Annotated in this window: 25 protein-coding genes; 13 read left to right on the forward strand and 12 right to left on the reverse strand. The window is 64.1% G+C overall.

The window, feature by feature from the left end:
- Positions 1–34: 34 nt before the first annotated feature.
- Positions 35–697: an HAD hydrolase-like protein gene (locus tag FOY53_RS07380; RefSeq protein ID WP_146587298.1), complete on the reverse strand. Its 663-nt coding sequence runs from the start codon at positions 695–697 to the stop codon at positions 35–37.
- A gap of 121 nt (positions 698–818) precedes the next feature.
- Between FOY53_RS07380 and glmU the strand changes: the two genes are divergently transcribed.
- The 4 genes from glmU to FOY53_RS07400 are packed head-to-tail and all read left to right on the forward strand — an operon-like array spanning position 819 to position 5253.
- Positions 819–2174, forward strand: a complete 1356-nt coding sequence (glmU, locus tag FOY53_RS07385) for a bifunctional UDP-N-acetylglucosamine diphosphorylase/glucosamine-1-phosphate N-acetyltransferase GlmU (RefSeq protein WP_146587300.1) — start codon at positions 819–821, stop codon at positions 2172–2174.
- On the forward strand, positions 2174–3991 hold the full coding sequence (glmS, locus tag FOY53_RS07390; RefSeq protein WP_146587302.1) for a glutamine--fructose-6-phosphate transaminase (isomerizing): 1818 nt from the start codon (positions 2174–2176) through the stop codon (positions 3989–3991). The genes glmU and glmS overlap by 1 nt, the downstream gene beginning before the upstream one ends.
- A 27-nt stretch (positions 3992–4018) precedes the next feature.
- Positions 4019–4573: a pyridoxamine 5'-phosphate oxidase family protein gene (locus FOY53_RS07395; RefSeq protein ID WP_146587304.1), complete on the forward strand. Its 555-nt coding sequence runs from the start codon at positions 4019–4021 to the stop codon at positions 4571–4573.
- The gene (locus tag FOY53_RS07400) at positions 4570–5253 is read left to right on the forward strand and encodes a DNA alkylation repair protein (protein WP_146587306.1); all 684 of its coding nucleotides are present in this window, start codon (positions 4570–4572) and stop codon (positions 5251–5253) included. Before FOY53_RS07395 ends, FOY53_RS07400 begins: the two co-directional genes overlap by 4 nt.
- A 63-nt stretch (positions 5254–5316) precedes the next feature.
- Here the strand turns inward: FOY53_RS07400 and FOY53_RS07405 are convergent, their stop codons facing one another.
- Entirely contained in the window at positions 5317–5808 is a 492-nt protein-coding gene (locus FOY53_RS07405) for a hypothetical protein (protein ID WP_146587309.1), read from the reverse strand.
- 84 nt (positions 5809–5892) lie between these two features.
- Here FOY53_RS07405 and moaA point away from each other — a divergent pair, with 84 nt between their 5' ends.
- Positions 5893–6900 (forward strand): GTP 3',8-cyclase MoaA, encoded by a 1008-nt coding sequence (gene moaA, locus FOY53_RS07410; protein ID WP_146587311.1) that lies wholly within the window; start codon positions 5893–5895, stop codon positions 6898–6900.
- A gap of 26 nt (positions 6901–6926) precedes the next feature.
- On the opposite strand, the gene FOY53_RS07415 is transcribed toward moaA, so the two are convergent.
- Complete coding sequence (locus FOY53_RS07415; protein WP_146587313.1) at positions 6927–8018, reverse strand: anhydro-N-acetylmuramic acid kinase; 1092 nt, start codon at positions 8016–8018, stop codon at positions 6927–6929.
- On the opposite strand from FOY53_RS07415, the gene FOY53_RS07420 reads away from it, so the two are divergent.
- On the forward strand, positions 8017–8334 hold the full coding sequence (locus FOY53_RS07420) for a hypothetical protein (protein WP_146587315.1): 318 nt from the start codon (positions 8017–8019) through the stop codon (positions 8332–8334). The genes FOY53_RS07415 and FOY53_RS07420 overlap by 2 nt on opposite strands.
- A gap of 28 nt (positions 8335–8362) precedes the next feature.
- A complete protein-coding gene (tyrS, locus tag FOY53_RS07425; protein ID WP_146587317.1) occupies positions 8363–9616 on the forward strand; it encodes a tyrosine--tRNA ligase in 1254 nt (417 codons plus the stop codon).
- A 778-nt stretch (positions 9617–10394) separates the two neighbouring features.
- On the opposite strand, the gene FOY53_RS07430 is transcribed toward tyrS, so the two are convergent.
- From FOY53_RS07430 to FOY53_RS07440, 3 genes are all read right to left on the reverse strand, one after another.
- Positions 10395–11360 (reverse strand): DUF3179 domain-containing protein, encoded by a 966-nt coding sequence (locus tag FOY53_RS07430; protein ID WP_146587319.1) that lies wholly within the window; start codon positions 11358–11360, stop codon positions 10395–10397.
- Positions 11361–11561: 201 nt separating this feature from the next.
- Complete coding sequence (locus tag FOY53_RS07435) at positions 11562–12113, reverse strand: peptidylprolyl isomerase (protein WP_146587322.1); 552 nt, start codon at positions 12111–12113, stop codon at positions 11562–11564.
- Positions 12106–12612, reverse strand: coding sequence for a peptidylprolyl isomerase (locus FOY53_RS07440; protein WP_146587324.1), 507 nt, complete (start codon positions 12610–12612; stop codon positions 12106–12108). Before FOY53_RS07440 ends, FOY53_RS07435 begins: the two co-directional genes overlap by 8 nt.
- Positions 12613–12736: 124 nt before the next feature.
- Between FOY53_RS07440 and FOY53_RS07445 the strand changes: the two genes are divergently transcribed.
- From FOY53_RS07445 to FOY53_RS07470, 6 genes are all read left to right on the forward strand, one after another.
- On the forward strand, positions 12737–13924 hold the full coding sequence (locus tag FOY53_RS07445) for a phosphoglycerate kinase (protein ID WP_146587326.1): 1188 nt from the start codon (positions 12737–12739) through the stop codon (positions 13922–13924).
- A 104-nt stretch (positions 13925–14028) separates the two neighbouring features.
- Positions 14029–14331, forward strand: coding sequence for an FtsB family cell division protein (locus tag FOY53_RS07450; protein ID WP_146587329.1), 303 nt, complete (start codon positions 14029–14031; stop codon positions 14329–14331).
- Between the two features lie 178 nt (positions 14332–14509).
- The gene (pdhA, locus tag FOY53_RS07455) at positions 14510–15511 is read left to right on the forward strand and encodes a pyruvate dehydrogenase (acetyl-transferring) E1 component subunit alpha (protein ID WP_146587331.1); all 1002 of its coding nucleotides are present in this window, start codon (positions 14510–14512) and stop codon (positions 15509–15511) included.
- A 12-nt stretch (positions 15512–15523) separates the two neighbouring features.
- Positions 15524–16837: a pyruvate dehydrogenase complex E1 component subunit beta gene (locus FOY53_RS07460; protein ID WP_146587333.1), complete on the forward strand. Its 1314-nt coding sequence runs from the start codon at positions 15524–15526 to the stop codon at positions 16835–16837.
- The gene (locus FOY53_RS07465; RefSeq protein WP_146587335.1) at positions 16834–17106 is read left to right on the forward strand and encodes a hypothetical protein; all 273 of its coding nucleotides are present in this window, start codon (positions 16834–16836) and stop codon (positions 17104–17106) included. Before FOY53_RS07460 ends, FOY53_RS07465 begins: the two co-directional genes overlap by 4 nt.
- A complete protein-coding gene (locus FOY53_RS07470) occupies positions 17096–18373 on the forward strand; it encodes a dihydrolipoamide acetyltransferase family protein (RefSeq protein ID WP_146587337.1) in 1278 nt (425 codons plus the stop codon). Before FOY53_RS07465 ends, FOY53_RS07470 begins: the two co-directional genes overlap by 11 nt.
- Positions 18374–18574: 201 nt before the next feature.
- Here FOY53_RS07470 and cysE read toward each other — a convergent pair whose 3' ends face one another.
- The 6 genes from cysE to FOY53_RS07500 form a co-directional block, all read right to left on the reverse strand.
- Positions 18575–19384: a serine O-acetyltransferase gene (gene cysE / locus FOY53_RS07475; RefSeq protein ID WP_146587340.1), complete on the reverse strand. Its 810-nt coding sequence runs from the start codon at positions 19382–19384 to the stop codon at positions 18575–18577.
- A gap of 119 nt (positions 19385–19503) precedes the next feature.
- Entirely contained in the window at positions 19504–19821 is a 318-nt protein-coding gene (locus FOY53_RS07480; RefSeq protein ID WP_246107328.1) for a DUF7742 family protein, read from the reverse strand.
- A gap of 5 nt (positions 19822–19826) precedes the next feature.
- Complete coding sequence (locus tag FOY53_RS07485) at positions 19827–23729, reverse strand: baseplate multidomain protein megatron (RefSeq protein ID WP_146587341.1); 3903 nt, start codon at positions 23727–23729, stop codon at positions 19827–19829.
- Positions 23729–24172 carry a C40 family peptidase gene (locus FOY53_RS07490; protein WP_146587343.1) on the reverse strand — a complete coding sequence of 148 codons (444 nt, stop codon included), beginning with the start codon at positions 24170–24172 and terminating at the stop codon, positions 23729–23731. Before FOY53_RS07490 ends, FOY53_RS07485 begins: the two co-directional genes overlap by 1 nt.
- A complete protein-coding gene (locus tag FOY53_RS07495; RefSeq protein ID WP_146587345.1) occupies positions 24169–25053 on the reverse strand; it encodes a phage/gene transfer agent baseplate hub protein in 885 nt (294 codons plus the stop codon). The genes FOY53_RS07490 and FOY53_RS07495 overlap by 4 nt, the downstream gene beginning before the upstream one ends.
- Positions 25053–25685, reverse strand: coding sequence for a DUF2460 domain-containing protein (locus tag FOY53_RS07500; protein WP_146587347.1), 633 nt, complete (start codon positions 25683–25685; stop codon positions 25053–25055). Before FOY53_RS07500 ends, FOY53_RS07495 begins: the two co-directional genes overlap by 1 nt.
- Positions 25686–25692: the final 7 nt, after the last annotated feature.

The following is a 25692-nucleotide window of genomic DNA, read 5'->3' on the forward strand; positions in this document are numbered from 1 at the left end:
CACAGAATCGGCCGAGGGTCCGAACAGGGCACCGCTATGCCAGCAGGCGCCCCACAACCGGCAGCAGTTCGTCAAAATGTCCGATCAGCGCCTCTGGCTCCAGCGCCGCCATGTCTTCGCCTGACGGTCCGAAGGTCACCAGCACACAGGGCACCCCCGCGGCCGCAGCGGTCTTGCGGTCGGTCGCGGTATCGCCAATCAGGCAGCTTTGCCCAACGGCGCCGCCCGCCGCAGTCACCGCCGCGACGTAGGGCGCGGCGTCGGGTTTGCGCACCGGCAGCGTATCGGCGCCAACCATTGATCCGAACAGGTTGCGCACCCCCAGCCGTTGCAGCAGCATCTCGGCCAGAGCGGCGGGTTTGTTGGTGCAGATTCCGGTGCGATAGCCGCCGGCCAGCAGCGCCTCGATCGACTCGACCGCGCCGGGGTACAGCACCGTATGCACGTCTATCGCCGCGCCATAGGCGCTCAGCAGTTCGGGATACCAGCGGTCCACCACCACCTCGTCGATCCGGCCCATGCGCGTCAACCCCAGCGTCAGCATGGCCCGCCCGCCCCGCAGGGCGGTCGCCGCATCGGTGACCGGGTCCAGCACCTCACCCGCCCCCATTGCCACAAAGCAATGGTTCGCGGCGGCGATCAGATCGCCGCTGGTGTCGGCCAGCGTTCCGTCTAGGTCGAAGATCACTGTACGCATAAAAACTCCCGCCGCCCTGCTGGACCTGTCATAACCCGCAATCCAACGTGAACCACACTCACCTTGCCCTGCGCCACAGGACCGATAAAACGGTGGCGGGAAAATAACAAAGAGAAATGGCATGAGCATCGCACTGATCATTCTGGCCGCAGGTAAAGGCACACGGATGGAATCGCACCTGCCCAAAGTCCTGCACAAGATCGGCGGCGCACCGATGCTGCTGCATGCGATGCAGTCAGGCATCGCTCTGTCGCCCGAGCGCATCATCGTTGTGGCGGGTCACGGCGCCGACCGGGTACGCATCGCCGCGCAGGCGCACGACCCCGACACCGAAGTGGTGATCCAGACCGAACAGCTGGGCACCGCCCATGCCGTGGCGCAGGCCAGGCCCGCCCTGAACGGTTTCGACGGTGACGTGCTGGTGCTCTATGGCGACACGCCGTTCATCAGCCACGCCTCGCTCGAGGCGATGGCTGTCGCCCGGGCACAGCATGACGTCGTTGTGCTGGGCTTCGAGGCCACCGACCCGGACCGCTATGGCCGCCTGGTGATGCAGGGCGAGTCGCTGCAACGGATCGTCGAGTTCAAGGACGCATCGGTCGACGAGCGCACGATCACCCTGTGCAATTCGGGGGTGATTTCAGCACAGGCCGAAACTCTGTTCGACCTGATCGACGCCGTCGGCAACGACAACGCCGGCGAAGAACATTACCTGACCGACATCATCGGCATCGCCCGCGCCCGCGGCCTGTCCGCCACCGCCGTCACCTGCGACGAATCCGAGACGCTGGGCATCAACTCCCGCGCCGAACTTGCCCGCGCCGAGGCCGCGTTTCAGTCCCGCGCCCGCGCCGCGCTGCTTGCGGACGGCGTGACCATGCAGGCGCCCGAAACGGTGTTTCTGTCGTTCGACACGGTGATTGGACGCGACGCCGAGATCGAGCCCAATGTGGTTTTCGGTCCCGGCGCCACCATCGAATCCGGCGCCCGCATTCGCGCCTTTTCGCACCTTGAAGGCTGTCATGTGTCCCGCGGCGCGGTGGTCGGGCCGTTTGCCCGCCTGCGCCCCGGAGCCGAACTGGCCGAAGATGTGCACGTCGGCAACTTTGTCGAGGTCAAGAACGCGCAACTTGCCGAAGGCGTCAAAGCCAACCACCTGACCTATATCGGTGACGCCGACATCGGCGAGCGCAGCAACATCGGCGCAGGCACGATCACCTGCAATTATGACGGCGTGTTCAAGCACCGGACCACCATCGGCGCGGACGCCTTCATCGGGTCCAACACCATGCTGGTGGCCCCGGTCTCCGTCGGTGACGGCGCCCTGACCGCAAGCGGTTCGGTGATCACCCGCGACGTGCCGGACGGCGCGCTTGCACTGGCGCGCGCGCCGCAGGTGACCAAAGACGGTCACGCAAAAAGATTGTTCGAAATGTTGAAGAAAAAGAAAGAAAACCTGCGAAAAGGGGTTATTTGATGTGCGGTATTGTAGGGGTCCTTGGTAACCACGAAGTCGCTCCGACACTGGTCGAAGCGCTAAAACGTCTGGAGTATCGCGGCTATGACAGCGCCGGGATCGCCACCGTCAACGACGGTCAGCTGGACCGGCGCCGCGCGGTGGGCAAGCTCGTCAATCTCAGCGATCTGCTGGTGCACGAACCGCTGGCCGGCAAATCCGGCATCGGCCATACCCGCTGGGCCACCCACGGCGCGCCGACCACCATCAATGCCCACCCCCACCAGGCGGGCCCTGTCGCTGTCGTGCACAACGGCATCATCGAGAATTTCCGCGAACTGCGCACCGAACTGGCCGCGCATGGCCTGACCCCGAGCAGCGAGACCGACACCGAGACGGTCGCCATGCTGACCCAGCACCACATGTCCGAAGGGCTGTCCCCCGTCGAGGCGGCGGGCAAGACCATCGACCGGCTCAACGGCGCCTTTGCCCTGGTATTCCTGTTCGAAGGCCAGGATAATCTGATGATCGCGGCGCGGCGCGGCTCGCCTCTGGCCATCGGGCATGGCGACGGAGAAATGTACGTCGGCTCGGATGCCATCGCGCTGGCACCGCTGACCGACCGGATCACCTATCTTGACGAAGGTGACCGCGCGGTGATCACCCGCACATCGGTCGAAATCCGCGATGCGAAGGGCAGGCTGGCCAACCGCGCAATCAAGCAGATTCAGATGGATGCGGCCCGGATCGACAAGGCGGGCTACAAACACTTCATGGCCAAGGAAATCGCCGAACAACCCACCGTTCTGGCCGATGCCCTGCGCGGCTATCTCGACGGCGACAGCATCATCCTGCCCGGCGAACCGCTCGATTTCACCAAGATCGAGCGGATGACCATGGTGGCCTGCGGCACCGCCTTTTATGCCTGCCTGACCGCAAAATACTGGTTCGAACAGCTGGCCGGCCTTCCGGTCGAAGTCGATGTCGCCTCGGAATTCCGCTACCGCGAGCCGCCGATCACCGCCAACACCGTCGCGCTGTTTGTCAGCCAGTCGGGTGAGACCGCCGACACCCTGGCCGCGCTGCGCTATTGCCGCGAAAAGGCCGACAGGATCGTCTCGGTGGTCAACGTTGCCGAATCCTCGATCGCCCGGGAAAGCGACCTTGCCCTGCCGATCCATGCCGGCGTCGAGGTCGGTGTCGCCTCGACCAAGGCGTTCACCTGCCAGTTGAACGTGCTGCTGCTGCTGGCGCTCAAGGCGGCGGCGGACCGCGGCCGCCTGTCGCCCGAAGCCCTGTCCGACACTCTGGCGTCGCTGCGGGCGCTGCCCGGCATCCTGAACGTGGCACTCGACCGGGGCGGTGTGATCCGCAAGGCCGCACGCCGCATCGCCGAGTCGCGCGATGTGTTGTTCCTGGGCCGGGGACTGATGTATCCCCTCGCGCTCGAAGGCGCCCTGAAGCTCAAGGAAATCAGCTACATCCACGCCGAAGCTTATGCATCGGGCGAACTCAAGCACGGCCCCATCGCCCTGATCGACAAATCGGTGCCGGTGGTGGTGATGGCCCCGCGCGACACCCTGTTCGACAAGACGGTGTCGAACATGCAGGAGGTCATGGCCCGTGGCGGCAAGGTGCTGCTGATCACCGATGCGGCGGGTGCCGCAGAGGCCGGGCAGGATGTCTGGCAAACGGTGATCCTGCCCGAGGTGCCCCCGGTTCTCAGCCCGCTGCTCTATGCCATTCCCGCCCAGTTGCTGGCGTATCACACCGCCGTCGCCAAGGGCACGGATGTCGACCAGCCGCGCAATCTGGCGAAATCCGTCACCGTCGAATAGACTGTCACACCCCGGGAGAAGTCGCAGATGGCCAAACAGTTTGACCGGATCGGATCCGATCACCGCGCCTTCATAACCGCGCAGCATGTGTTCTTCACCGGCACTGCCGGGCCGTCGGGCCGGGTCAACATCTCGCCCAAGGGGATGGATTCGCTGCGGGTGATCGACGAGAACCGCATTCTCTGGCTGAATTTCACCGGTTCGGGCAACGAAACCGCCGGTCACCTGGCGCAGGATCCCCGGATGACGCTGATGTGGTGTTCCTTCACCACTCGGCCGATGATCCTGCGGGCCTATGGCACTGCCAGGACACTGCACCGCAACCACCCGGAGTGGGAGGCGCGGATCGCGCTGTTCGGCGCGCGGCCGGGCTCGCGACAGATCTATGACCTGACGGTCGAGACCGTGCAGACCTCCTGCGGCTATTCCATCCCGTTCTTCGACCATGTCGCAGATCGCGACACCCTGAAGTCATGGGCGGAAGACAAGGGCCCCGACGGGGTCGAAACCTACTGGTCCGAGCGCAACCGCACCACCATAGACGGGGCGCCCACCGGCATCGAGGCGAACCTGAACCGATGACACCTGACGCAGCGCTGGACGCCCTGAAGGCCGCCGCCCAACCCGGGCGCGCGGCACAGATGGCCGGTTATCACAAGATGCCCCGCACCTATCTCGGGGTGCCCAATCCGGCGATCAACGCGTTGACCGCTGTCTGGCGGCAGGATCTCGACATTCCCGCGCGTGTTGCGCTGGCGCGGGACCTTTGGCAGACCGACGTGTTCGAGGCCCGGCTCGCCGCTGCCAAGGTGCTGACCCAGGCCCGCATCCGCGAGGACGCGGATGTCTGGACGCTGATCCAGTCCTGGGTGCCCGACTTTGACAGCTGGGCCATCGCCGATCACGCCTGCATGGCCGGACAGCGGCGGCTGCTGGCCGATCCCCGTCGGCTGGACCAGGTGGAACTCTGGACCCAGAGCCCGCACCTGTGGACCCGCCGCGCCGCACTGGTGATCACCCTGCCCTGGACCAAGCAGAATTTTCCATCGGATCAGGACCTTGCGGCGCGCGAACGCATCCTCGGCTGGGCAGCAGGCTATACCACGGCCAGGAACGGCATCCTGCAGAAAGCCGTGGCATGGTGGCTGCGCGATCTGTCGAAACACGCCCCCGACCGCGCCCGCGCGTTTCTGGCCGAACACGGACCACAGATGAAAGCCTACGCGCTGAAAGAGGCACAGCGCCATCTGCCGCCGACCTGAGGCTTTCTTCTCTTTGCAAATACTCGAAATCCGGCGGTACAACCGGCGCCTTGCACCGGGACTTCAGCCGTCGGCAAAGACCTCAAGCGTCGGCAGATCGGTCAGCGGTGCCTCGATCAGGCGCATCGCCGACAACGAGATCCGGCTGCCTGCGGTAGCGGGTCCGGCGATCGGGATCAGGTCGACGTTGGCGGATTTGCCATTGTAGACCACCCGTCCCTTGCCTGCGGCCTTGACCAGCGGCGTCTCGAGCCAGAAACCGACGCGCGCCGGATCGCCCAGTGAGGCGACAGTGCTGCCCAGCGACTTTTCGCCTGCGGGCTTGGCCGGGGCCGCTGCCTGCGCGCGTTCCTCGGCTGTGGTCGCATCGAACTGCGCCGCGGTGCGGGCCGCGGTCGGCGGCTTGCGCACGGGCGCTGCCGCGACGGCGGGTGCGGGGTCCGGGGTCGGCACGGCCGCCTGCACCGGCGGCGCCACCTCTTTGGGCTTAAAGGAAATTCCGTCACCACATCCGGCAAGCGCCAGCGGCATTGCCGTCAGGATAAGCCATTTCATCATCTATCGTCCCCGACCTTTGTCTCAGCATAACTCTGTGCAGGATACTTGCTCATTGCGTGCGGGAATACTAGGTTCTGTGACATGACAGCCCCATTGATAGACCCGTTCCAGCGCCCCATAAGCTATCTCCGCGTGTCGGTCACCGATCGCTGCGATTTCCGCTGTGTCTACTGCATGTCGGAAAACATGACCTTTCTGCCCAAGAAAGAGCTGCTGACGCTCGAGGAACTGGACCGCATGTGTTCGACCTTTGTCCGTCTCGGGGTGGAAAAGCTGCGCATCACCGGCGGAGAGCCGCTGGTACGCCGCGACATCATGACCTTCTTCCGCGCCATGACCCGGCATCTGGACTCGGGCGCACTGAAGGAACTGACGCTGACCACCAACGGGTCGCAGCTGGAACGCTTTGCCACTGACCTGTATGCGGCAGGGGTGCGGCGGGTGAACATCTCGCTCGACACGCTGGATCAACAGAAATTTGCCGATATCACCCGCTGGGGGCGCCTGCCACAGGTGCTGCGCGGCATAGATGCGGCGCAAAACGCCGGACTGCGGGTCAAGATCAACACGGTGGCGCTCAAGGGCTTCAACGAAGACGAACTGGTCTCGCTGACAAGCTGGTGCGCCAGCCGTGACATGGACCTGACCTGGATCGAGGTCATGCCGATGGGCGACATCGGCAACGAGGACCGGCTGGGCCAGTATTGGAAACTTTCCGATCTGCGCGAAACGCTGGGTCAGCACTACACCCTGACCGACCTGCCCGAAAGCACCGGCGGACCGGCACGTTATGTGCGGCTGGAAGAGACCGGCCAGAAAATCGGTTTCATCACGCCGCTGACGCACAATTTCTGCGAAAGCTGCAACCGGGTGCGGCTGACCTGCACCGGTGAGCTGTTCATGTGCCTCGGGCAGGAGGACAACGCCGACCTGCGCTCTGCCCTGCGCAACCATCCCGGGTCCGACGCTCCGCTGGAAGACGCCATTCGCGACGCGATCCGGCATAAACCGAAGGGGCACGATTTCGACTATTCGCGCCAGTCGGTGGATGGCCGTGTGTCCCGCCACATGAGCCATACCGGCGGCTGACCGCGGAACCGTCCCCGCCGGTCCGCTCAGGGTCGGCTGATCTCTCCGCCGCCGACCAGAGCCCGCACCCCCGTCGTGCTGGGGCATGACGTTGCCAGCCCGCGTGCCACCCGCACCGCGAGATAGGCAAAGGCCTGCGCTTCGAGCATGTCGCCGTCCAGCCCCACCGCCTCGACCGGAGCCACTTCGCAATCCAGTCCGGCCTGCAACATCGCCATCATCACCGGATTGTGCCGCCCGCCCCCGGTCACCAGCAGGCGCGCGGGCGGTGTCGGACAATGCTCCATGCCGCGCATCACCGCCGCTGCCGCCATCGCCGTCATGGTTGCCGCCGCATCGGCATCGTCCAGCTCGCGCACCAGATCCAGCATCAGGGAAAAATCATCCCGGTCCAGAGACTTGGGTGGCATCTTCAGGAAATAGCTTTCCTCAAGGAACAGTTCGAGCGCCCCGTCCACCACCTGCCCGGTCGCCGCCAGCGCCCCGTCATGGTCGCAGTCGAGCCCGCGCCGCTGCGTCATCAGGTCATTGATCGGCGCATTGGCCGGACCGGTGTCGAACGCCAGCAGGGCACCCGCGTCCTCGGGCTGCGCCCGCGCGGGGTCGACCCAGGTCAGGTTGCCGACGCCCCCGAGGTTCAGAAAGGCCACGGGGTCGGAGGCGCCGATCCACTTGGCACAGGCAAAATGGTAAAAAGGCGCCAGCGGCGCGCCCTGCCCGCCCAGCCGCACGTCCGAAGTGCGGAAGTCCCAGACTACCGGAACCCCCAAAGCCGTGGCCAGCGCCGCCCCGTCGCCCAGCTGATGCGTTCCGCGGCCCTCGGGCTCATGGGCCAGGGTCTGGCCGTGAAAGCCGATGACACCGGCGCCGGGAAACCGGCTCAGCACCTCGACATGCGCGGACTGCACCACCCGCAGTGCCGCCTCGAGCCCCTCGCCCGGCCAGCGGCCCAGGGCGGCGCGCAGCACCTCGCGTTCGCCATCGCTGTAGGCGCGGTAGCCGGTGGCACCAAAGGCGACAATCCGCTCGCCGTCGGTTTGCAACAACGCCGCATCCACGCCGTCCAGTGACGTCCCCGACATCGCCCCGAGCGCCCAGACCGGATCCTTGCCCAACATGTTCTTTTTCCTTGCCAAAAACGTCGATCCCGTCGTCCCGCGTTCTGATCCGAAAACCGGTTCCCGCTTTTCGGAACGCGCCCTTTTTCCTCACGCGCGTTTTGATCCGAAAACCGGTTCCCACTTTTCGGAACGCGTCCTTTTTCCTCACGCGCGTTTTGATCCGAAAACCGGTTCCCGTTTTTCGGAACGCGCTCTTTTTCCTCACGCGCGTTTTGATCCGAAAACCGGTTCCCGCTTTTCGGAACGCGCTCTTTTTCCTCACGCGCGTTTTGGTCCGAAAACCGGTTCCCACTTTTCGGAACGCGCTTTATAGCTACCCGCATTCTTAAAGGGGACCAACCATGACCTACCATCCCAAATCGGACTTCATGCATGTCATGATGGAGCGTGGCTTTCTGGCCGACTGCACCGATTATCAGGGCCTTGACGAGGCGCTGATGCAGGGCGTGGTGCCGGGCTATATCGGGTTCGACGCGACGGCGAAATCGCTGCACGTCGGCAGCCTGATCCAGATCATGACCCTGCGCTGGCTGCAAAAGACAGGCCACCAGCCGATCACCCTGATGGGCGGCGGCACCACCAAGGTGGGCGACCCCAGCTTTCGCGCCGACGAACGCCCGTTGCTGACAGCCGCACAGATCGACGACAACATCACCGGGATCAAACAGGTTTTCGCCAAATATCTCGACTACGAGAGGGCCGAGACACCGGCGCTCATGCTCAACAATGCCGAATGGCTGGATCAGCTGAACTATCTCGATTTTCTGCGCGACATCGGACGGCATTTCTCGATCAACCGGATGCTGAGCTTTGAATCGGTGAAGTCCCGGCTTGACCGCGAACAGTCGCTGAGCTTTCTCGAATTCAACTACATGATCCTGCAAGCCTATGATTTTCTTGAGCTCAACCGCCGCTACGGCTGCGCGGTACAGTTCGGCGGCTCGGACCAGTGGGGCAACATCGTCAACGGCATCGACCTGACGCGCCGGGTGCTGGATCAGGAGATCTACGGCCTGACCACCCCGCTGCTGACCACCTCGGACGGCAAGAAGATGGGCAAGACCGCCGATGGTGCGATCTGGCTGAATGCCGACATGCGCAGCCCCTACGAGTTCTGGCAGTTCTGGCGCAACAGCACCGATGCGGATGTCGGCCGCTTCCTGAAGCTCTACACCGAACTGCCGGTGGACGAGTGCACCCGTCTGGGCGCCCTTGACGGAGCGGAAATCAACGAAGCCAAGATCGTGCTGGCCAACGCCGTCACCACCCTGTGCCACGGTGCAGAGGCCGCCGCCACTGCCGAGAAGACCGCGCGCGAGGTGTTCGAACACGGCGGCACGGGAGACGACCTGCCCACCCTCGAACTGAGCCCGGGTGAGGTGTCCCAAGGCATCTCCATCGTGCAGGTTCTGGTGCGCGCCGGATTGGCGAAGTCCGGCAAAGAGGCCAAACGTCTGATCGCCGAGAACGGTGCACGGCTCGACGATGCGCCACTGACCGATGCCGGCCTGATTCTCGACAGCGCCACGCTGGCGCAACCGCTCAAGCTGAGTGCCGGCAAGAAACGCCATGCGCTGGTCAAACTGACCGACTGAAACATCGCGGGGCGGGGGCCCGGCCTCCGCCCGCCATCCCGACACCGTTGCCGGAAGACATGGCACCGGGGTCCGGCTTCTTCTCTTTCCAAATACTCACTGTCGCGACGCTGCCACCGGTCACACGCGCGGGCCTGATGCACCGCGTTCCCGGCATCACCTCCACCAGCGCCAGCAGCGCAAAGGGCGGTGCCAGCACCGGGGCCGGCAGCAGCGCTGCGGTGAACGCAAAGCGCGGGCGCGGCACAAGCGGCGGACACTGACGGGGCGTTGTCGTCATTAACCCACCATGAAGTTGTCCGGGGGTTGATCTGCAATTGGATGAACTGCCGCCACTTTGCCGGGACTGCCCGGGCGACGCCACATGGAAACAAGCGAGGCTCGGGTGACGGCTGTCTGGCTGGTGTGGCCACGCCGCCTGCTGCCGCGTGACCTTCCGCAGGACATGTGCGCCGCAGTGCGGCAAGAGTGGCGCAACCGGCTGATCCGCTCCGAAACAGGGCGGTTCGAACTGCGCTGGCGGCCCCCGCGCGGAGACCAGGATCACTGGTTGTTTCAGGCGGATGCCAGGCAGCAGCGGCGCCGGGGCTATCGCGCTAGGATCACCGCCGCGATCCGCCGTGCGCGCGCCTCCTTGGCATCCTGTCCACCGACGATGCCGTGCGACGACACAATTCGCCGAATAGCCGCGCCCCGCGTGCAATCCGCCGCAAAACCTGTCCCTCGCGGCCAGATCGCATCAACCGCAACCGATGGTCCCAAAGCCGCAACCGCGCAGCTAGCGGCCCAGCATCCATTGCCCGTCGGGCCAGAAGGCGTGAAAGGCAAAGGCGAACAGAACGTCATGCGGAACATCCCGCCCGCGTCCGTCGCGCACACGGATCGCGCCGATGTCACGCCCCTTGGCGATGGTCGCGGAATCCAGCGCCGACGCCTGCCCGGCAGTCCATGAAATCTCGACCCCGGCTTCGCGCAATGTGCCCAGGCGCGCCAGCCGCGTCATCGGCCAGGCCCGGTCACCGACCCGCACCACCCGTTCCAGTGGCGCAATGCCGTGCGGTGGCGGCGCACCGGAATACAGGAAAGGCCGCTTGGAACTGTCGTAGTTGCGGTAGGGATTGGTGCCGTAGCTCCGGTTGTAGGCGGGTTCATCCATCACCAGCCCCTGCGGGTTGGCTTGCCTGAACTCGGCCCAGCTTTCCATCCAGCTCGGCAGTTGCCTCAGCTCGGTCCCGGTCATCTTGCCGACGATGCCGGTGCCGATGGCCTGCTGCCACCAACTCTGGGTCTCGTGGTCGTACATGATCATGTCGGAATTGCGCAGCTTGCCGGTGACGCCAAAGCTCAGCACGCCGCCACCCGCGCGCCGGTCAAAGGTCATCGCCGAATTGCACAGCGGGCAGTAGGTGACCGCCACAGGCACGCCGCCGACGGTGTCATTGACGATCTCGTGCCAGGTCAGATAGCGGATCGGATAGGCCCGGGGGGTCTGGCCGCCCAGCGCCAGAGTGATCACCGGTTCGCGCGGCTCAAGCCGGCGTTCCTGCGCAACCGGATGAAATCCCGGGGAGGTCAGCGCCGGAATACCATCCTTGCCCGGCCCGCCCGAGATGATCTCCGCCCAGCTTTTCACGCTGTTGCGCTCAAAATCTGTCCGTGGCCATTCCTGTTGCCAATACGCCGGTTCGGCTTGTGCCACCGCGCCGGTCAAAATCGTCAGAAAAATCAGAAGCGCCTTGAACATCCCTGCATCCTCCCCGAAGTCAGGTGGAGAGTGTGCCCAAGTCAGGGCGGTCTGAACAGGGTGGCGCACGCCATCGTGACAGCGTCGCGAGGTCCGGCTCTTGCCCCCTGCTTCGTTGGGGCAAAAAATATCCCGGGGAGTCGCCCTCAACGGGGCGACGGGGCAGCGCCCCCAACGGGACGCCGCCATGGCTGCGACGACCTAGTCGGTGACGCGTACCGCGACCATCCGGTCGGGCGCGCCGACCACGGCGCCATTGCCACCGGTGCCCAGCTTGATCGCATCGACCACGTCCATGCCGTCCGTCACTTCGCCGACAACCGTGTACTGCCCGTTGAGAAAGTCGCCGGGCGCGAACATGATGAAGAACTGCGAATTGGCCGAGTTCGGATCCTGCGAACGCGCCATGCCGACCACACCGCGTGCAAACGGAATGTCGGAAAACTCCGCAGCCACATCCGGAAGATCCGATCCGCCCATGCCGGCCATGCCGGCATCCGCGCCGTCCTTGCCGAACTGCACATCGCCGGTCTGAGCCATGAAGCCTTCGATCACCCGGTGAAAGGCCACGCCGTCATAGGCGCCCTGCCCGGCCAGCGTGGTGATCTGCGCGACGTGGTTGGGTGCCACATCTTCGAACAGGTCGACGGTGATGGTGCCGTTCGCGGCTCCTGCGACGTCGATTTCGAGACCGGTGGCCAGTGCCGGGCTGGCCGCCAGTGTCAGAGCGAGAGTGACAGCAAGCTTACGCATCCGACGCGACCTTGACCGAAACCATGCGGTCGGGATTTGCGGGCGGCTCACCCTTGGTGATGGCGTCCACATGCTCCATCCCCGAGATCACCCGCCCATAGACGGTGTACTGCCCGTTGAGGAAGTGGTTGTCCTTGAAGTTGATGAAGAACTGCGAGTTGGCAGAGTTCGGATTCTGGCTGCGCGCCGCACCGATGGTGCCACGGTCATGCGGCAGTTTCGAGAATTCGGCCGGCAGGTCGGGATGCTCGGAACCACCGGTGCCGGCGGCGCGGAGGTTGAAATCGCCTTCCATGTTGCCGTTTGCCACATCGCCGGTCTGCGCCATGAAGCCATCAATCACGCGGTGAAAGCACACGTTGTCATAGGCACCGGCCCGGGCCAGCGTCTTCATCCGCTCGACGTGTTTCGGCGCGACATCGGGCAGAAGCTCGATCGTCACGGTGCCGTTCTTCAGCTCCAGCAGGATGGTGTTCTCGGGGTCTTTGATCTCGGCCATGTCATGCTCCCTTGGCTCAGGCGTTGGCCCTTAGGTACTGCGCCCGGCCGCGAATGCCAAGACGGTGGATTGACCTCTGTGGCCCGGTCCGTCAAACCTCGGGCCAACAATCTTGGAGGGTGCCATGGCCTGGAAAACACTGGATCAGATGGAACTGGACGGCAAGCGCGTGCTGGTGCGAGTCGACATCAACGTGCCGCTTGCAGACGGTCAGGTCACCGATGCGACCCGGATCGAGCGGATCGCACCGACGATCACGGATATCCTCGCAGGCGGCGGCATGCCCATTCTGCTGGCGCATTTTGGCCGCCCCAAGGGACAGGTCGTGCCCGACATGAGCCTGCAACAACTGGTGCCGGCGCTGGAAGCGGCGCTGGGCGCTGATGTGGTCTTTGTTGCCGATTGCGTCGGCCCGGCGGCAGAGGCCGCGGCCGCGGCCCTGCAGCCCGGCCAGGTGTTGCTGCTCGAGAACACGCGCTTTCATGGCGGAGAAGAAAAGAACGACCCGGATCTTGCCGCCGGCATGGCAACGCTGGGCGATATCTATTGCAACGACGCGTTTTCAGCAGCGCACCGGGCGCATGCCTCGACCGAGGCGCTGGCGCGGCTGCTGCCCTCCTGCGCCGGCCGCCTGATGCAGGCGGAACTCAGCGCGCTGGAAAAGGCGTTGGGCAACCCCGAACGCCCGGTGCTGGCCGTCGTCGGCGGCGCCAAGGTGTCGACCAAGCTCGAGCTTTTGTCCAACCTTGTGGAGAAGGTCGATATTCTGGTGATTGGCGGCGGAATGGCGAATACCTTTCTGGCGGCGCAGGGGCTGGATGTCGGCAAATCGCTGTGCGAGCACGACATGACCGGCACTGCGCGCGAGATTGCCGAAAAGGCCGCGAAAAGCGGCTGCGAAATTCTGCTGCCGCGCGACGTGGTGGTGGCGCGCGAATTCAGGGCCGGTGCCGCACATGACGTGGTCAAGGCCGAAGACTGCCCGCCGGATGCGATGATCCTGGATGCCGGACCGGACAGCGTGGCGCATGTGGGCCTGGCTCTGGAGCGCGCCAGAACGCTGATCTGGAACGGACCGCTGGGCGCCTTCGAGATCGCGCCTTTCGATGCCGCCACCAATGCCGCCGCCGGCCATGCCGCCGAACTGTCGCGCGCGGGCAAGCTGGTGTCGGTGGCAGGTGGCGGCGACACGGTGGCGGCGCTGAACAAGGCGGATGCGGCCAAGGATTTCACCTATATTTCCACCGCCGGCGGCGCGTTCCTGGAATGGATGGAAGGCAAGACACTGCCGGGCGTTGCCGCCCTGGGCTAGCCTGGCGTCATGCGGGAATCCCCGTCCGGGGGATTCCCAAGCGCAGAGGGCTGTGCCATACTTGCCGGGTGCGCCCGCAAGAGGCGCTTCCGAGAGGCAGTTACATGAACATCCTTCGCACCCCGCCGGCCTTTGGCGCGCTGGTTTTCTTCGCCATCACCTTCAGCCTCGGAGCCTATTTCACCTTTGCCGCGGTACAGGGGGATTTCGGCGTGTTCCGGCGTGCGGAAATCACCGTCGAATCGCAGAATCTGGCGGAGGAACTGCGTCAGGTGCGGGCAGAAGTCGACAGGATGGAGAATCTGACCACGCGTCTGTCGGACGATTACCTCGACCTGGACCTTCTGGACCAGCAGGCCCGCGACGTTCTCGGGCTGATGCGCACGGACGAGATCACCGTTCGGTAAGCGTTACGCCGGAGCCAGGGAAAATTTTTTCGAAAAAAAATTTGGTGAAAAATTCTTTGAAAGAATTTTTGCGTTCGGACCCCCGACGATCAGCGCGCTTTACTCGCACGTATCCGGGTTTTACCCTTCGGGTGGTTGAACGCTAAACCATCCGACTTCCCTCGAGAGGAGCCCGCGCATGGCTGCCCGCAAAGCTACTGCTCAAACCGGCCCCTCGGCCGAGACCCTGACCACGTTCTACCGTGACATGCTGCTGATCCGCCGGTTCGAGGAGAAGGCCGGCCAGCTGTACGGCATGGGCCTGATCGGCGGTTTCTGTCATCTCTACATCGGTCAGGAAGCCGTGGTTGTCGGGCTGGAGGCCGCGGCTCGGGAGGGCGACAAGCGTATCACCTCTTACCGCGATCATGGTCACATGCTGGCCTGCGGCATGAACCCCGACAACATCATGGCCGAACTCACCGGGCGCACGGGGGGGTACTCAGGCGGCAAGGGCGGCTCCATGCACATGTTTTCGAAAGAAAACAATTTTTACGGCGGCCACGGTATCGTCGGGGCTCAGGTGCCGATCGGTGCGGGTCTCGCCTTTGCCGACAAGTACAGGGGCAACGGCAACGTGACCTTTGTCTATTTCGGCGACGGAGCAGCGAATCAAGGTCAGGTCTACGAGACCTACAACATGGCCAGGCTCTGGACGCTGCCGGTCATCTTCGTGATCGAAAACAATCAGTACGTCGCGGGTAACAGCGTCACCCGCTCGCCCCAGTTGCCGGCCCTCTGGGAGCGCGGCGCGGCGTTTGGCATCAAGGGCGAAGAGGTCGACGGCATGGATGTGCTGGCGGTTCAGGCGGCGGGCGAGAAGGCGGTCGCGCATTGTCGGGCTGGCAGAGGGCCTTACATCCTCGAGGTCAGGACCTATCGCTACCGCGGCCATTCCATGTCAGACCCCGCAAAATACCGCACCCGCGAGGAAGTGCAGAAGATGCGCTCGGAACGTGATCCCATCGACCACGTCCGCGATTTGCTGCTCAGCAGTCGCCATGCCAGCGAGGAAGATCTCAAGGCCATCGACAAGGAAATCAAGGGCATCGTCAACGCGGCTGCGGAATTTGCCCGCACCAGCCCGGAGCCGGAGCCTGCCGTGCTCACCACCGATATCACCGCTGACGCCCCGGCCTGAGGAGAGTTTCAGATGCCTACACAGATCCTCATGCCCACACTCTCCCCGACGATGGAGGACGGCACCCTGGCGAAATGGCTGGTGAAAGAGGGCGATACCGTGTCCTCGGGCGACATTCTGGCAGAAATCGAAACCGACAAGGCAACGATGGAGTTCGAAGCGGCCGACGCAGGTGTGATCAGCCGCATTCTGATTCCCGCAGGCACCGTCGGCGTTCGGGTCAACACGCCCATCGCCGTCCTCACCTCTGGCGAGGGTGCGCCTGTTGACCGGCGACAGTCCGCGGCAGCGACCGTGGCCGCCCCTGCCCCGGCCCCCATGCGCGATTGGCCCGCCGATACAGCAGTCAAGAGCCAGACAGTCCGCGAAGCCCTGCGCGACGCCATGGCCGAAGAGATGCGGCGTGACGACACGGTGTTTCTGATGGGCGAGGAAGTCGCCGAATACCAGGGGGCCTACAAGATCAGCCAGCATCTGCTTGAGGAGTTCGGCTCGAAACGCGTGATCGACACGCCGATCACCGAACACGGCTTCAGCGGCCTTGCGGTTGGCGCCGCCTTTGGTGGATTGCGCCCCATCATCGAATTCATGACCTTCAACTTTGCCATGCAGGCGATGGACCAGATCATAAATTCCGCCGCCAAGACGTTTTATATGTCGGGTGGCCGGATGAACGCACCCTTGGTATTCCGCGGCCCCAACGGCGCGGCTGCGCGGGTTGGCGCTCAGCACAGTCAGGACTATGCGGCCTGGTACGCGCATATCCCCGGACTCAAGGTGGCGATGCCCTATTCGTCATCCGACGCCAAGGGGCTGCTGAAATCGGCGATCCGCGACCCCAACCCTGTCATTTTCCTGGAAAACGAATTCCTCTACGGCCGCGCCTTCGATGTGCCGGTGATGGATGATTTCACCGTGCCCTTTGGCAAGGCACGGATCTGGCGCGAAGGCAGCGATGTCACGCTGGTCAGCTTTGGCATCGGCATGACCTACGCTCTCGACGCGGCAGAGCGGTTGGCTGAGGACGGCATCAGCGCCGAGGTCATCGACCTGCGCACCCTGCGGCCGCTGGACACGGCCACGATCATCGCCTCGGTGAAGAAGACCAACCGCTGCGTCACCATGGAAGAGGGCTGGCCGGTGGGCGCAATTGGCAACCACATCTCCGCCGTGCTGATGCAGGAAGCCTTTGACGACCTTGACGCCCCGGTGATCAACTGCACCGGCCGGGATGTGCCCATGCCCTATGCCGAAAACCTGGAAAAGCTGGCCTTGCCCTGCACGGAAGATGTGATCGCCGCGGCGCACAGGGTCTGCTACCGATGAGCGCGGTCGAGGTTCTTGGCCGGGACGTCGCGGCCGAAGCCTGCCGCATCCGCGTCCGTGTCGGTGGCACAGACGTCGTGGCGCTTGTTCCCGAAGTGCTGATGCAGGGTCTGCGGCCGGGCGAACGACCCAGCCATCAGGAAAGCTATGAATGGATCGCGCGCCACGGTCGCCAGTTACAGGCAGCCCTGACAACCCTGCATCAGGGCGGGACACCGCGCCGACCCTTTGATGTGCTGATACTTGAGGCGCCGGCACATGGCCGTTGAAATCCTGATGCCCGCCCTGTCACCGACGATGGAAGAAGGCACGCTCGCCAGATGGCTGGTGCAAAGCGGCGACAGGATTGCCGCGGGTGACGTGATTGCCGAAATCGAAACCGATAAGGCGACACTGGAATTCGAGGCGGCCGTTCATGGCACGATTGGCGCGATACTGATCGCCGCGGGCACCGCCGGGATCAGGGTCAATACTCCGATCGCCACATTGCTGGCGGACGGTGAAACCCCGGATTCCGCCACTGATGCCCGCCCGGTCACCCGGACACCCATATCCGTCGCGAAAGCCGATCCAACCCCGGTGCGGTCCGGCAGCGCGACACGGGTTGCGGCGTCTCCGGTTGCGCGCCGCATCGCCGCCGAACGGCGGCTGGACCTGAGTCTGATCGCCGGCAGCGGGCCGGGCGGGCGGATTGTCCGTGCCGATGTCGAGGCGCCCGTCGCTCCGGGCGCGCGGGCGGTGGCGCCCGCCCCTGCCCCACAAAGCGAAATGTCCATTTCGCCTGCGATTGCGGCCCTGCCGCCCGAGGCATCCGCCGCCGCCGTCAAAAGGCTTTATGCCGACCGAACCCACACCGAAGTGCCGTTAACCAGCATGCGCCGCACCATTGCAGCCCGTCTGAGCAAGACCAAGGAAACCGTGCCCCATGTCTACCTGCGCCACGATGTCCTGCTCGACCGCCTGACAGCCCTGCGCGCAGAACTCAATCCGCAACTCGCGCCGCGCGGCCTCAGGCTCTCGGTCAATGATTTCATCATCAAGGCCTGTGCCCGCGCCTTGCAGCAGGTGCCTGCGGCCAATGCGGTCTGGGCGGGCGATAGCATTCTGCGTCTGACGGCTTCGGATATCGCGGTCGCCGTGGCCGTGGACGGCGGCGTGTTCACACCGGTGGTGCGTGACGCGGACAGCAAGAGCCTCGGCGTGATTTCAGCAGAAACAGGGGATCTGGCAGCACGCGCCCGCAACCGCGGCCTCACCCCGGGCGAATATCAGGGCGGCAGCCTTACGATCTCGAACCTGGGGGCGTTCGGGATCGAAAGTTTTGACGCAATCCTCAATCCGCCTCAGGCGGCGATCCTGGCCTTTGGGGCGGCACTGCGCAAACCCATCGTCGCCGAGAACGGTGACATCGTGGCCGCCACGGTGATGTCCGTGACACTTGGCGTCGATCACCGGGTCATTGATGGCGCCGTGGGGGCGGAATTTCTACGGGCGGTCGCCCACAACCTGGAACATCCGCTCGCGTTGCTGGTCTGAGAAACGGCATTGAGCCAAGGGGTCCCGTCGCCTTTGGCTCGCCCCCCGCGAGAGACAGACAACGCCATCGGCCGGAAATGGTCCGGCTGTGAACCGAAGCAGCCACCTCGACGGATGATCGCGGCACCCGCGGCAGTTTTCCGTCGCGGCACCCCGAGGGCGCAAGACGCCGGTTCTGAACCGGCGTCGCTTGCAGTGCGCCTACATCCCGCCGCGCAGCAGCTGGTCCATGCTGACCGAGGGTTGCGCACAGCCCGCTTCGCCGACGATCCGGGCCGGAACTCCGGCCACAGTCTTGCACGGTGGCACTTCCTCCAGCACCACGGAGCCGGCGGCGATACGCGAACAGTGACCGACCTTGATATTGCCCAGCACTTTTGCACCGGCCCCGATCAACACACCGTCGCCGATCTTGGGATGGCGGTCCTCTTCTTCTTTGCCGGTTCCGCCCAGCGTTACCGAATGCAGCATTGACACGTTGTCACCCACCACGGCCGTTTCGCCGATAACGATGGAATGCGCATGGTCGATCATGATGCCGCGGCCCAGACGTGCCGCCGGGTGAATGTCGACTCCGAACACTTCGGAACACCGCATCTGGAACAGATACGCCAGATCGCGGCGCCCCTCGCGCCACAGCCAGTTCGCCACCCGGTACGACTGGATCGCCTGGAACCCTTTGAAAAACAGCAACGGCTGCAGGAACCGGTGGCAGGCCGGATCACGTTCGTATACCGCAACAATGTCGGCCCGTGCCGCCAACGCCAGGTCAGGGTCCGACTGATAGGCCTCGTCGCAGATCTCGCGCAGAATTTGTTCAGACATCTCGCCCGAGGCCAACTTGAGCGAGGTGCGGTACGCAAGCGCCCGCTCGATCGTGGGGTGATGCAGCACCGAATAGTGGACCAGCCCCCCCAGAAGAGGTTCGGATGCAACAGCATCTTCCGCCTCGTGCATGATGCGGGCCCACACCGGATCCAGTGCGGCGACCTTTGCGCGTGTCTCAGCCATGGCGTCTCTCCTTTGACCCTGAGTTTATAACAGATAGGATCGGCGCAGGAAAACGCAAAGGTTTGATGACGCGGTTCACCACGGTTCATGGCCGCAAGATGCCCCGGGACATATGCCTGTCACGGCACTGATTTGCCCTGCGCCGACCGGTCCCTGCTGCCGGGGTCAACGGCGGACCGGGCCAGCGCCCTCAGGACGGCAATCAGGCATGCCGCGTAGTCTGCATCGCGCAGGTCGGGCTGTATCGGAAGGGGCGCGCTGGAGGTCAGGGACACAAGGGTGCCGTTGCCCCAGTCGGGATGCGCACGCCGAAACCGCCGCCGATACCGGTCGGCCGCATCGGCCCGGGCAAGCAGACGGCTGGCCGCTGCGTGCCGGGCTTCGGGCGGAACGCTCAGCAATGCGCGGGCGGCAAAATTCAGGTCACTGAGCAACACCGGCCTCATTCTGTGATCGTCACCGCCTCGAACGGGCCGGGACCGAACCGCGCCGAAACCTGCGCCACGGCGATCCGGAAGTCTCCGGCGACGGCATCTGCGGACCGCATTGCCGCGCTGTAGATCCAGGCTGGACTGGTGGTCTGCGCCTCGCGGATCACCGTATCGTTCTGCAGGATCCGGACCAGGTAGCGTTCGCTTTCTTCGCCCAGAGGCACCTCGTCCAGGTCCCAGCTGTCGCCATCAATGCGGGTTCGCCGGACCCAACTGACCTGCAAGCTGCCGCTCGATGGGGTCACGGTCAGATGTACCGGGCTGTACGGCCGCATGCCGATCCCGTCGAAGGCGCGCACTTCCTCGACATAGGACGGATCGTCAAAGGCGCGTTGCGCGGGTCCTATGCGGTAATGTCGGGCCAAGCGCCGGTTTGCAGGCGCCAGCGCGATCTGCTGCGGCACGCCATCCAGCAGCACCACCTGCGCCCCCTCGGGCCAGACGTCCGGCATGATGCCGTCACTGCCCAGTTGGCCGCGCAGCCGATGGCTCAACAGCCAGGTCTGTGGACCGATCATTTCTGCATCGCGAAACTGGAACAGCTCCCAGTTTTCGGATGACCCGTCGCCAATGGCCATCAGGTTACCGCCCGCCAGCAGAGCAGCGTCGCTGATCGACTCCAACGCCCCGAAATCCATCTTGACCTGCAGCGCAGCACCGCGGTCGAGGCGGCCTGATGGCGCGGAAAACAGCGCCGTTTGGGATATTCCGATGGTGGAGCGTGCCGCAATGATCTCGTTCAGGCTGTAATCGGCGTCGGTGGCGGAATCGTAAACCGCGACGCTGCCGGGCCAGGGTTTGGCATAGAGGGCAAGGTGTGGCGCATGCGGCACTTCCTCGCCTGTCATCAACGGCAGATCCAGAAAGATCGGCATCACCGGCCCCGCGGGAACAAAGGGACGCTGGTTCACCGCCTCGTCTGGAAAGTGTGAAGGTTTGTAGAGCCCGGGATCAATGCGCACGGCATCAACCAGTTGCTGATGCGTTACTTCGACCCGGTCGATCCGCGCCAGCGTCGCCCCCGAATCCGAGGTAACCGAGATGATATCCCCCGCGCCCAGCGCCAGTTTAGACGGCGGCAGTGCAAAACGTAACGTGTCGCGCGCAATCCGTGCCTCGGACAGCCAGCGTTCCAGGGTTTGCCGCCCCTCCGCCCGCGTCAGCGCAAGATCTAGTTCGGTCTCGGCCACAGCATGGGTTTCATCGTCGGGCAATACGGTCTCCTCGGCGACGACCTGATGGTCGCCGTCGGCCTGCACAAAACGCAGCCGCACCCGGCCGGACATCTCTACCGATGGACCCCGGGTTTCCTGCAGGTCTCCGTCGATCTCGTCGCAGACCGCCAGGTCGTCACGTCTTAGCTCGACCGGATGTTTTCCGTCGCGCATCCGGAAGTGCAAGGCGCCGCCACGCTCGATCGCGTCAAAGCCGTAGGCCAGCATCAGCGGTTGCAACGCTCGCCGGGCATCGGCCACATGCGGCACGCTGTAACCGCGTACGATCCCGAACAATCGGCTGGTATCATAGGCCTTTACCCCGGCACGGTCGCAGATCTCGCGCACAACCGATTCCAGTGTACGCGCCGAGATCCGCCCATTGATCCAGTGCCCGCGACGGTAGTTCGGTCCGTCACTCCACAAAGCTTCGTTGTTGGGAAACCATGGGTAGGGTCGCGCATCCCAGGCCCAGACAAATGCGCGGGACATGTCGATCATCCGCCCATCGTACAGGTCGGATTCCGGATTGTTCACCGGGTTGTTCCAGAACCCGTGCATCGCGCGCAGATACTGCCGCTGAATCAGCTCGTCCCGCAGGCCATTGGAAAACTTCGGCAGGCTCGACTCCGACGATTTCGGATCGACGAACTTGTTCGGCTGGTTGGTGGCCTTGTCGACAGCCGCACAGCCCAGTTCGGTAAACCAGACCGGCTTGGACCCCGGAATCCAGTCAGTCGGCTGATCCTGTCGCAAGCCACCGATCCTTTCGTGATGGTCCTGCGACCACCAGTTGCGGATATCCTTGTATCGAAAGACCCAAGCCTCGCCATATGCACCATCAGTGATCGGCTCGCGGCGCTGGGCTTCCTCCGCTTCAGGCGAGGGATAGTACCAGTCATACCCCTCTCCGCCAGCGACGTTGGACTGCAGGTAGTCAAGGTCATGAATTGCTCCTGCGTCTGCATCGGCATGGGTGTCGCCGTCGCGCCAGTCAGAGACGGGCATATAATTGTCGATGCCGACGAAATCGATCTGCTCATCGCTCCACAACGGATCGAGGTGAAAGAACACATCCCCACTGCCGTCCTGTGGCTGGTAGCCGAAATATTCGCTCCAATCTGCGGCATAGCCGAGTTTGACGTCAGCCCCGAGCAAACTGCGAACCTCGGCCGCCAGGGCTTTCATCGCGGCAACCGCAGGAAAACCCGCCGTGTCACGGATCTGCGTCAGCCCGCGCATCTCGGAACCGATGCAGAACGAGTCGACCCCGCCCGCCGCTGCACACAGGCCGGCCTGATGGAGCACAAATCGGCGGTAGGACCATTCATTCGGGCCTGAATAGATGACACCGCTTTCAGAAACCTCAAAATCTGCAGCCGCGGCGGTGCCGAAGAAGGCAGCGACTTCGGCTTGGGCTGCGGCGGTGCCATCCGACGACCCGGCGCGCCCCGGCGCGATGTCCAGCGTGATGCGCCCGCGCCAGGGCAGGGCCGGTTGATCATCCGCCCCGGAATAGGGGTCACGCAGACCGTTTCCGGCCCCCTGTTCCATCAGAACAAAGGGATAATACATGACCGCAAGATCGCTGCTTGTCATACGGCGGATGGCTTCGATCACGGCCTGATCGGCAGGGGTGCCGCCATAGACCGGACGGCCCTCTGCCTCGGGCACAAGGGTCGCGGTTTCCCGCTCGAGCCCCGCAACACGCCAGGGCATATTCTTGGCGTCGAATTCATTCTGCTCGACCTTCGGCACGATCTCGCAGCGTCCACAGCGTAGATCCGTGCCGAACCAGCTGACCACCAGCGACACCGCCTTGCAGTTGGGCAATTCGTCCTCCAGCATCTTCAGGCTGGTGTTGAAATCCGGCTGTTCCGATGGGGTGTTGACGTTCTGCACGTCATAGTTACCGCTCCCATATCGCAAGTACTGCGGCGATGTCGCCAAAGTGTATTCGCCGGAGCCGGGAATCATCGCGACGCCACGGATCGCCAACGGCACGTCGTTTGCATCGCCCAGTTCCGGGCGGGTCACTTCGAAATTGAACTGGGGCACCCGGTTGCCGAACTGTGTCAGCACAAGGTCTTCCAGAACGACATATGCCGTACCGCGGTAGGCGGGAACCCTGCCGGTGCCTTCGGTTGCCTCCATCCCGGGGTCCGGCAACTGGTCCTTGCTGCCGGTGTAGACACGCATGTTCAGATCGCCCACGGGGATCTCGACACCGTCGGCCCAGACGCGGTTCACGCTGGTTATCTCGCCCTCGCACAGCGCTAGTGCCAGACTGACCTTGTAGCTGAAGGCTTTCACCTTCGGCTGCGACGGGGCGCCCTTGCCGCCGCCGCTCTTCTTGACCATCTCGGTAAATTCGGTGGCCCAGATCACATGTCCGCCCACGCGCATCCGGCCATAAACCTGTGCGATCGGACTGCCTTCACCGGCGCCCGTCAGTCGGAAACGGTCAACGCGGCCGGTCTCGACCGTTTCCGCGCCCTGCCCCATAAGTCTCTGATCCAGCGCCCGCCCCAGCGTGGCCCCGGCAAAACGCCCGATCGCCGCCGCGGACAGCCCCAGGACGGAACCGCCGATCGAGCCGCCAACGGCAGCTCCCGCTGCCGAAAGTACAAGTGTCGCCATCAGTCAGCCTCCTTCGGAAAGGCAAAACGCGCAGCGATGCGCCGTTGCCAAGGTGCGCTGAGCGCGCTTTCGATCACGCCATGCCCAGAGTAGGCATGGATAAAGGCCGCATCCGCGCCGATGCAGGTCTGCAGCCCCAGATGTTTGGCAACCGCGCCGTCTCGCATCCGGAACAGCAGCACGTCACCTGGTGCAGAACCGTTCAGCGGTTTCGGCAACAGGCAGCGGTTGGCGGCACGCAAGAGCATCTCGTCGCCCTGAGGCTCGGACCAGTCCATCGAGTACGCCGGTATCGGCTCGGGTTCGCTGCCAAAGACTTCGCGCCAGAGCCCGCGCAGCAGGCCCAGGCAGTCACTGCCCGCCCCGCGGCACGACGCCTGATGAATGTAGGGGGTGCCAATCCAGGCACGGGCGCACATGACGATCCGCTCGGCGGTGCTCATCTCCGGCTACCACCGTCCGAAGTTTTGGCGCGACTTGGATACACCATCAGCCAGTCGTCCTCGGGAACATCCGGAAAGCCCTGGAAATTCAGAACGTTGTTGAATTTGAGCTGACAAGTCTCAAAACGCTTGTCACATCCCGCCTCCAGTCGCACCTGATCGCCCGCGCGCAGATCGGCGCGCAGAGGCTCCCACAACTCTATTTTTCGCTGGCCGTGTCTGGTCTCGTCCAGCTTGATCGGGCTGCTCAGCCCCGTCGCAGCGCCGCTCTGAACCAGCAGTCGACCGCGCTGGAACCACTCCGCCGCAAACCCGTCCAGCACACCGAAGACAACCACGGTCTTGCTTTCGACGGCCAGCACGGCGCCGTCGTAGACATAGCCCGGCTCGCTGAAGTCAAACCGGCATCCAGCGTCACCCAGAACAGCGGTGCAGGGTTTCTGGAAAACCCGGCCTATCGGGCGGTTCAGCCCTTCGCTCAAGCCGCGCAATTCCGCCTGAAAAGCGCCACCGGAGCGGCGGATCTCGCCGATCGTGCCACGGAACTGAATCGCGCGCTCGCTGACATCTGCCCAGTTGACCAGCCATGCCACGACCTCGGCGGAGTCATAGCGCCCGGCGGCAATGTCCGCTTCGGTAATGGCGTCGGCGCAAAGCGCCCCCATTGCCTCGGAATTGTCGACCGACAGACCGGTGCCCTGCGCCAACGCCATGGCCGTAAGGCCGGTGTCGGCGCGAAACGTCATGCCCTCGAAGACAAGATCGACGTCATGGTCGGTAAACCCCAGTGTGACTCCGTCCCTCCGGGTCAGCGCCCATGCGCGGGCGACAGTGGTGAGACCAGTGGCCAGATGGGCGGCAAACGGCTTGGACAGGGCCATCAGATGCGCACCTCGACCACTGGCACATCGGGTGCCTCGCCCGCCTGAAAGCTGGCCACACTGGTCAGAATCCGGTCGGAATCGAACCGCACCGGCACGTCGAATTCATAACCTGCGCTGATTACGGATTGTGCCAGCGGTGGCTCGGAAAAGGTCAGAAGCCCCCGTGCCGTGTCGACGGTGTAATCTATTCCCTCACGCAACTCGTCTCCCTGAATGGCGGCGCGCACGGTGCCCGCAACCGGTTTCTGAATTGGCCGGATGTACGTGCCTTCACCGGATCGGTAGCGCCGCGTCAGTTGAAAACTGCGCGTGGCGCCATCTCCACGGGCGATGACCTGATCATCATGGCGCAGTGTTTCCGACGGCTTGCAGGATTTGTAGTCCGCCCAGTCCTTCCAGCGAAACCCGTACAACTGACCACGCCGCGCCTCAAAGAATGCAATCAGCACCGCGATGTCATCCAGGGACCGCAGTCCGACACCGGCGTCGTAGCGACGGCGCGAATGCGCCCAGGGAGAATTGCGTTCCTCATGGCCACTCGCCAGAGTGACCACATCCGTGCGCCGCTCGGGTCCGCCGACCGAGCCAAAGCTCAGGTTCGCCGGAAACCGTATCTCATGAAAATTCATGTCCGCT

Origin of the sequence: Puniceibacterium confluentis, from assembly GCF_007923445.1 — a bacterium.
GTDB classification, from domain to species: Bacteria; Pseudomonadota; Alphaproteobacteria; order Rhodobacterales; family Rhodobacteraceae; genus Puniceibacterium; species Puniceibacterium confluentis.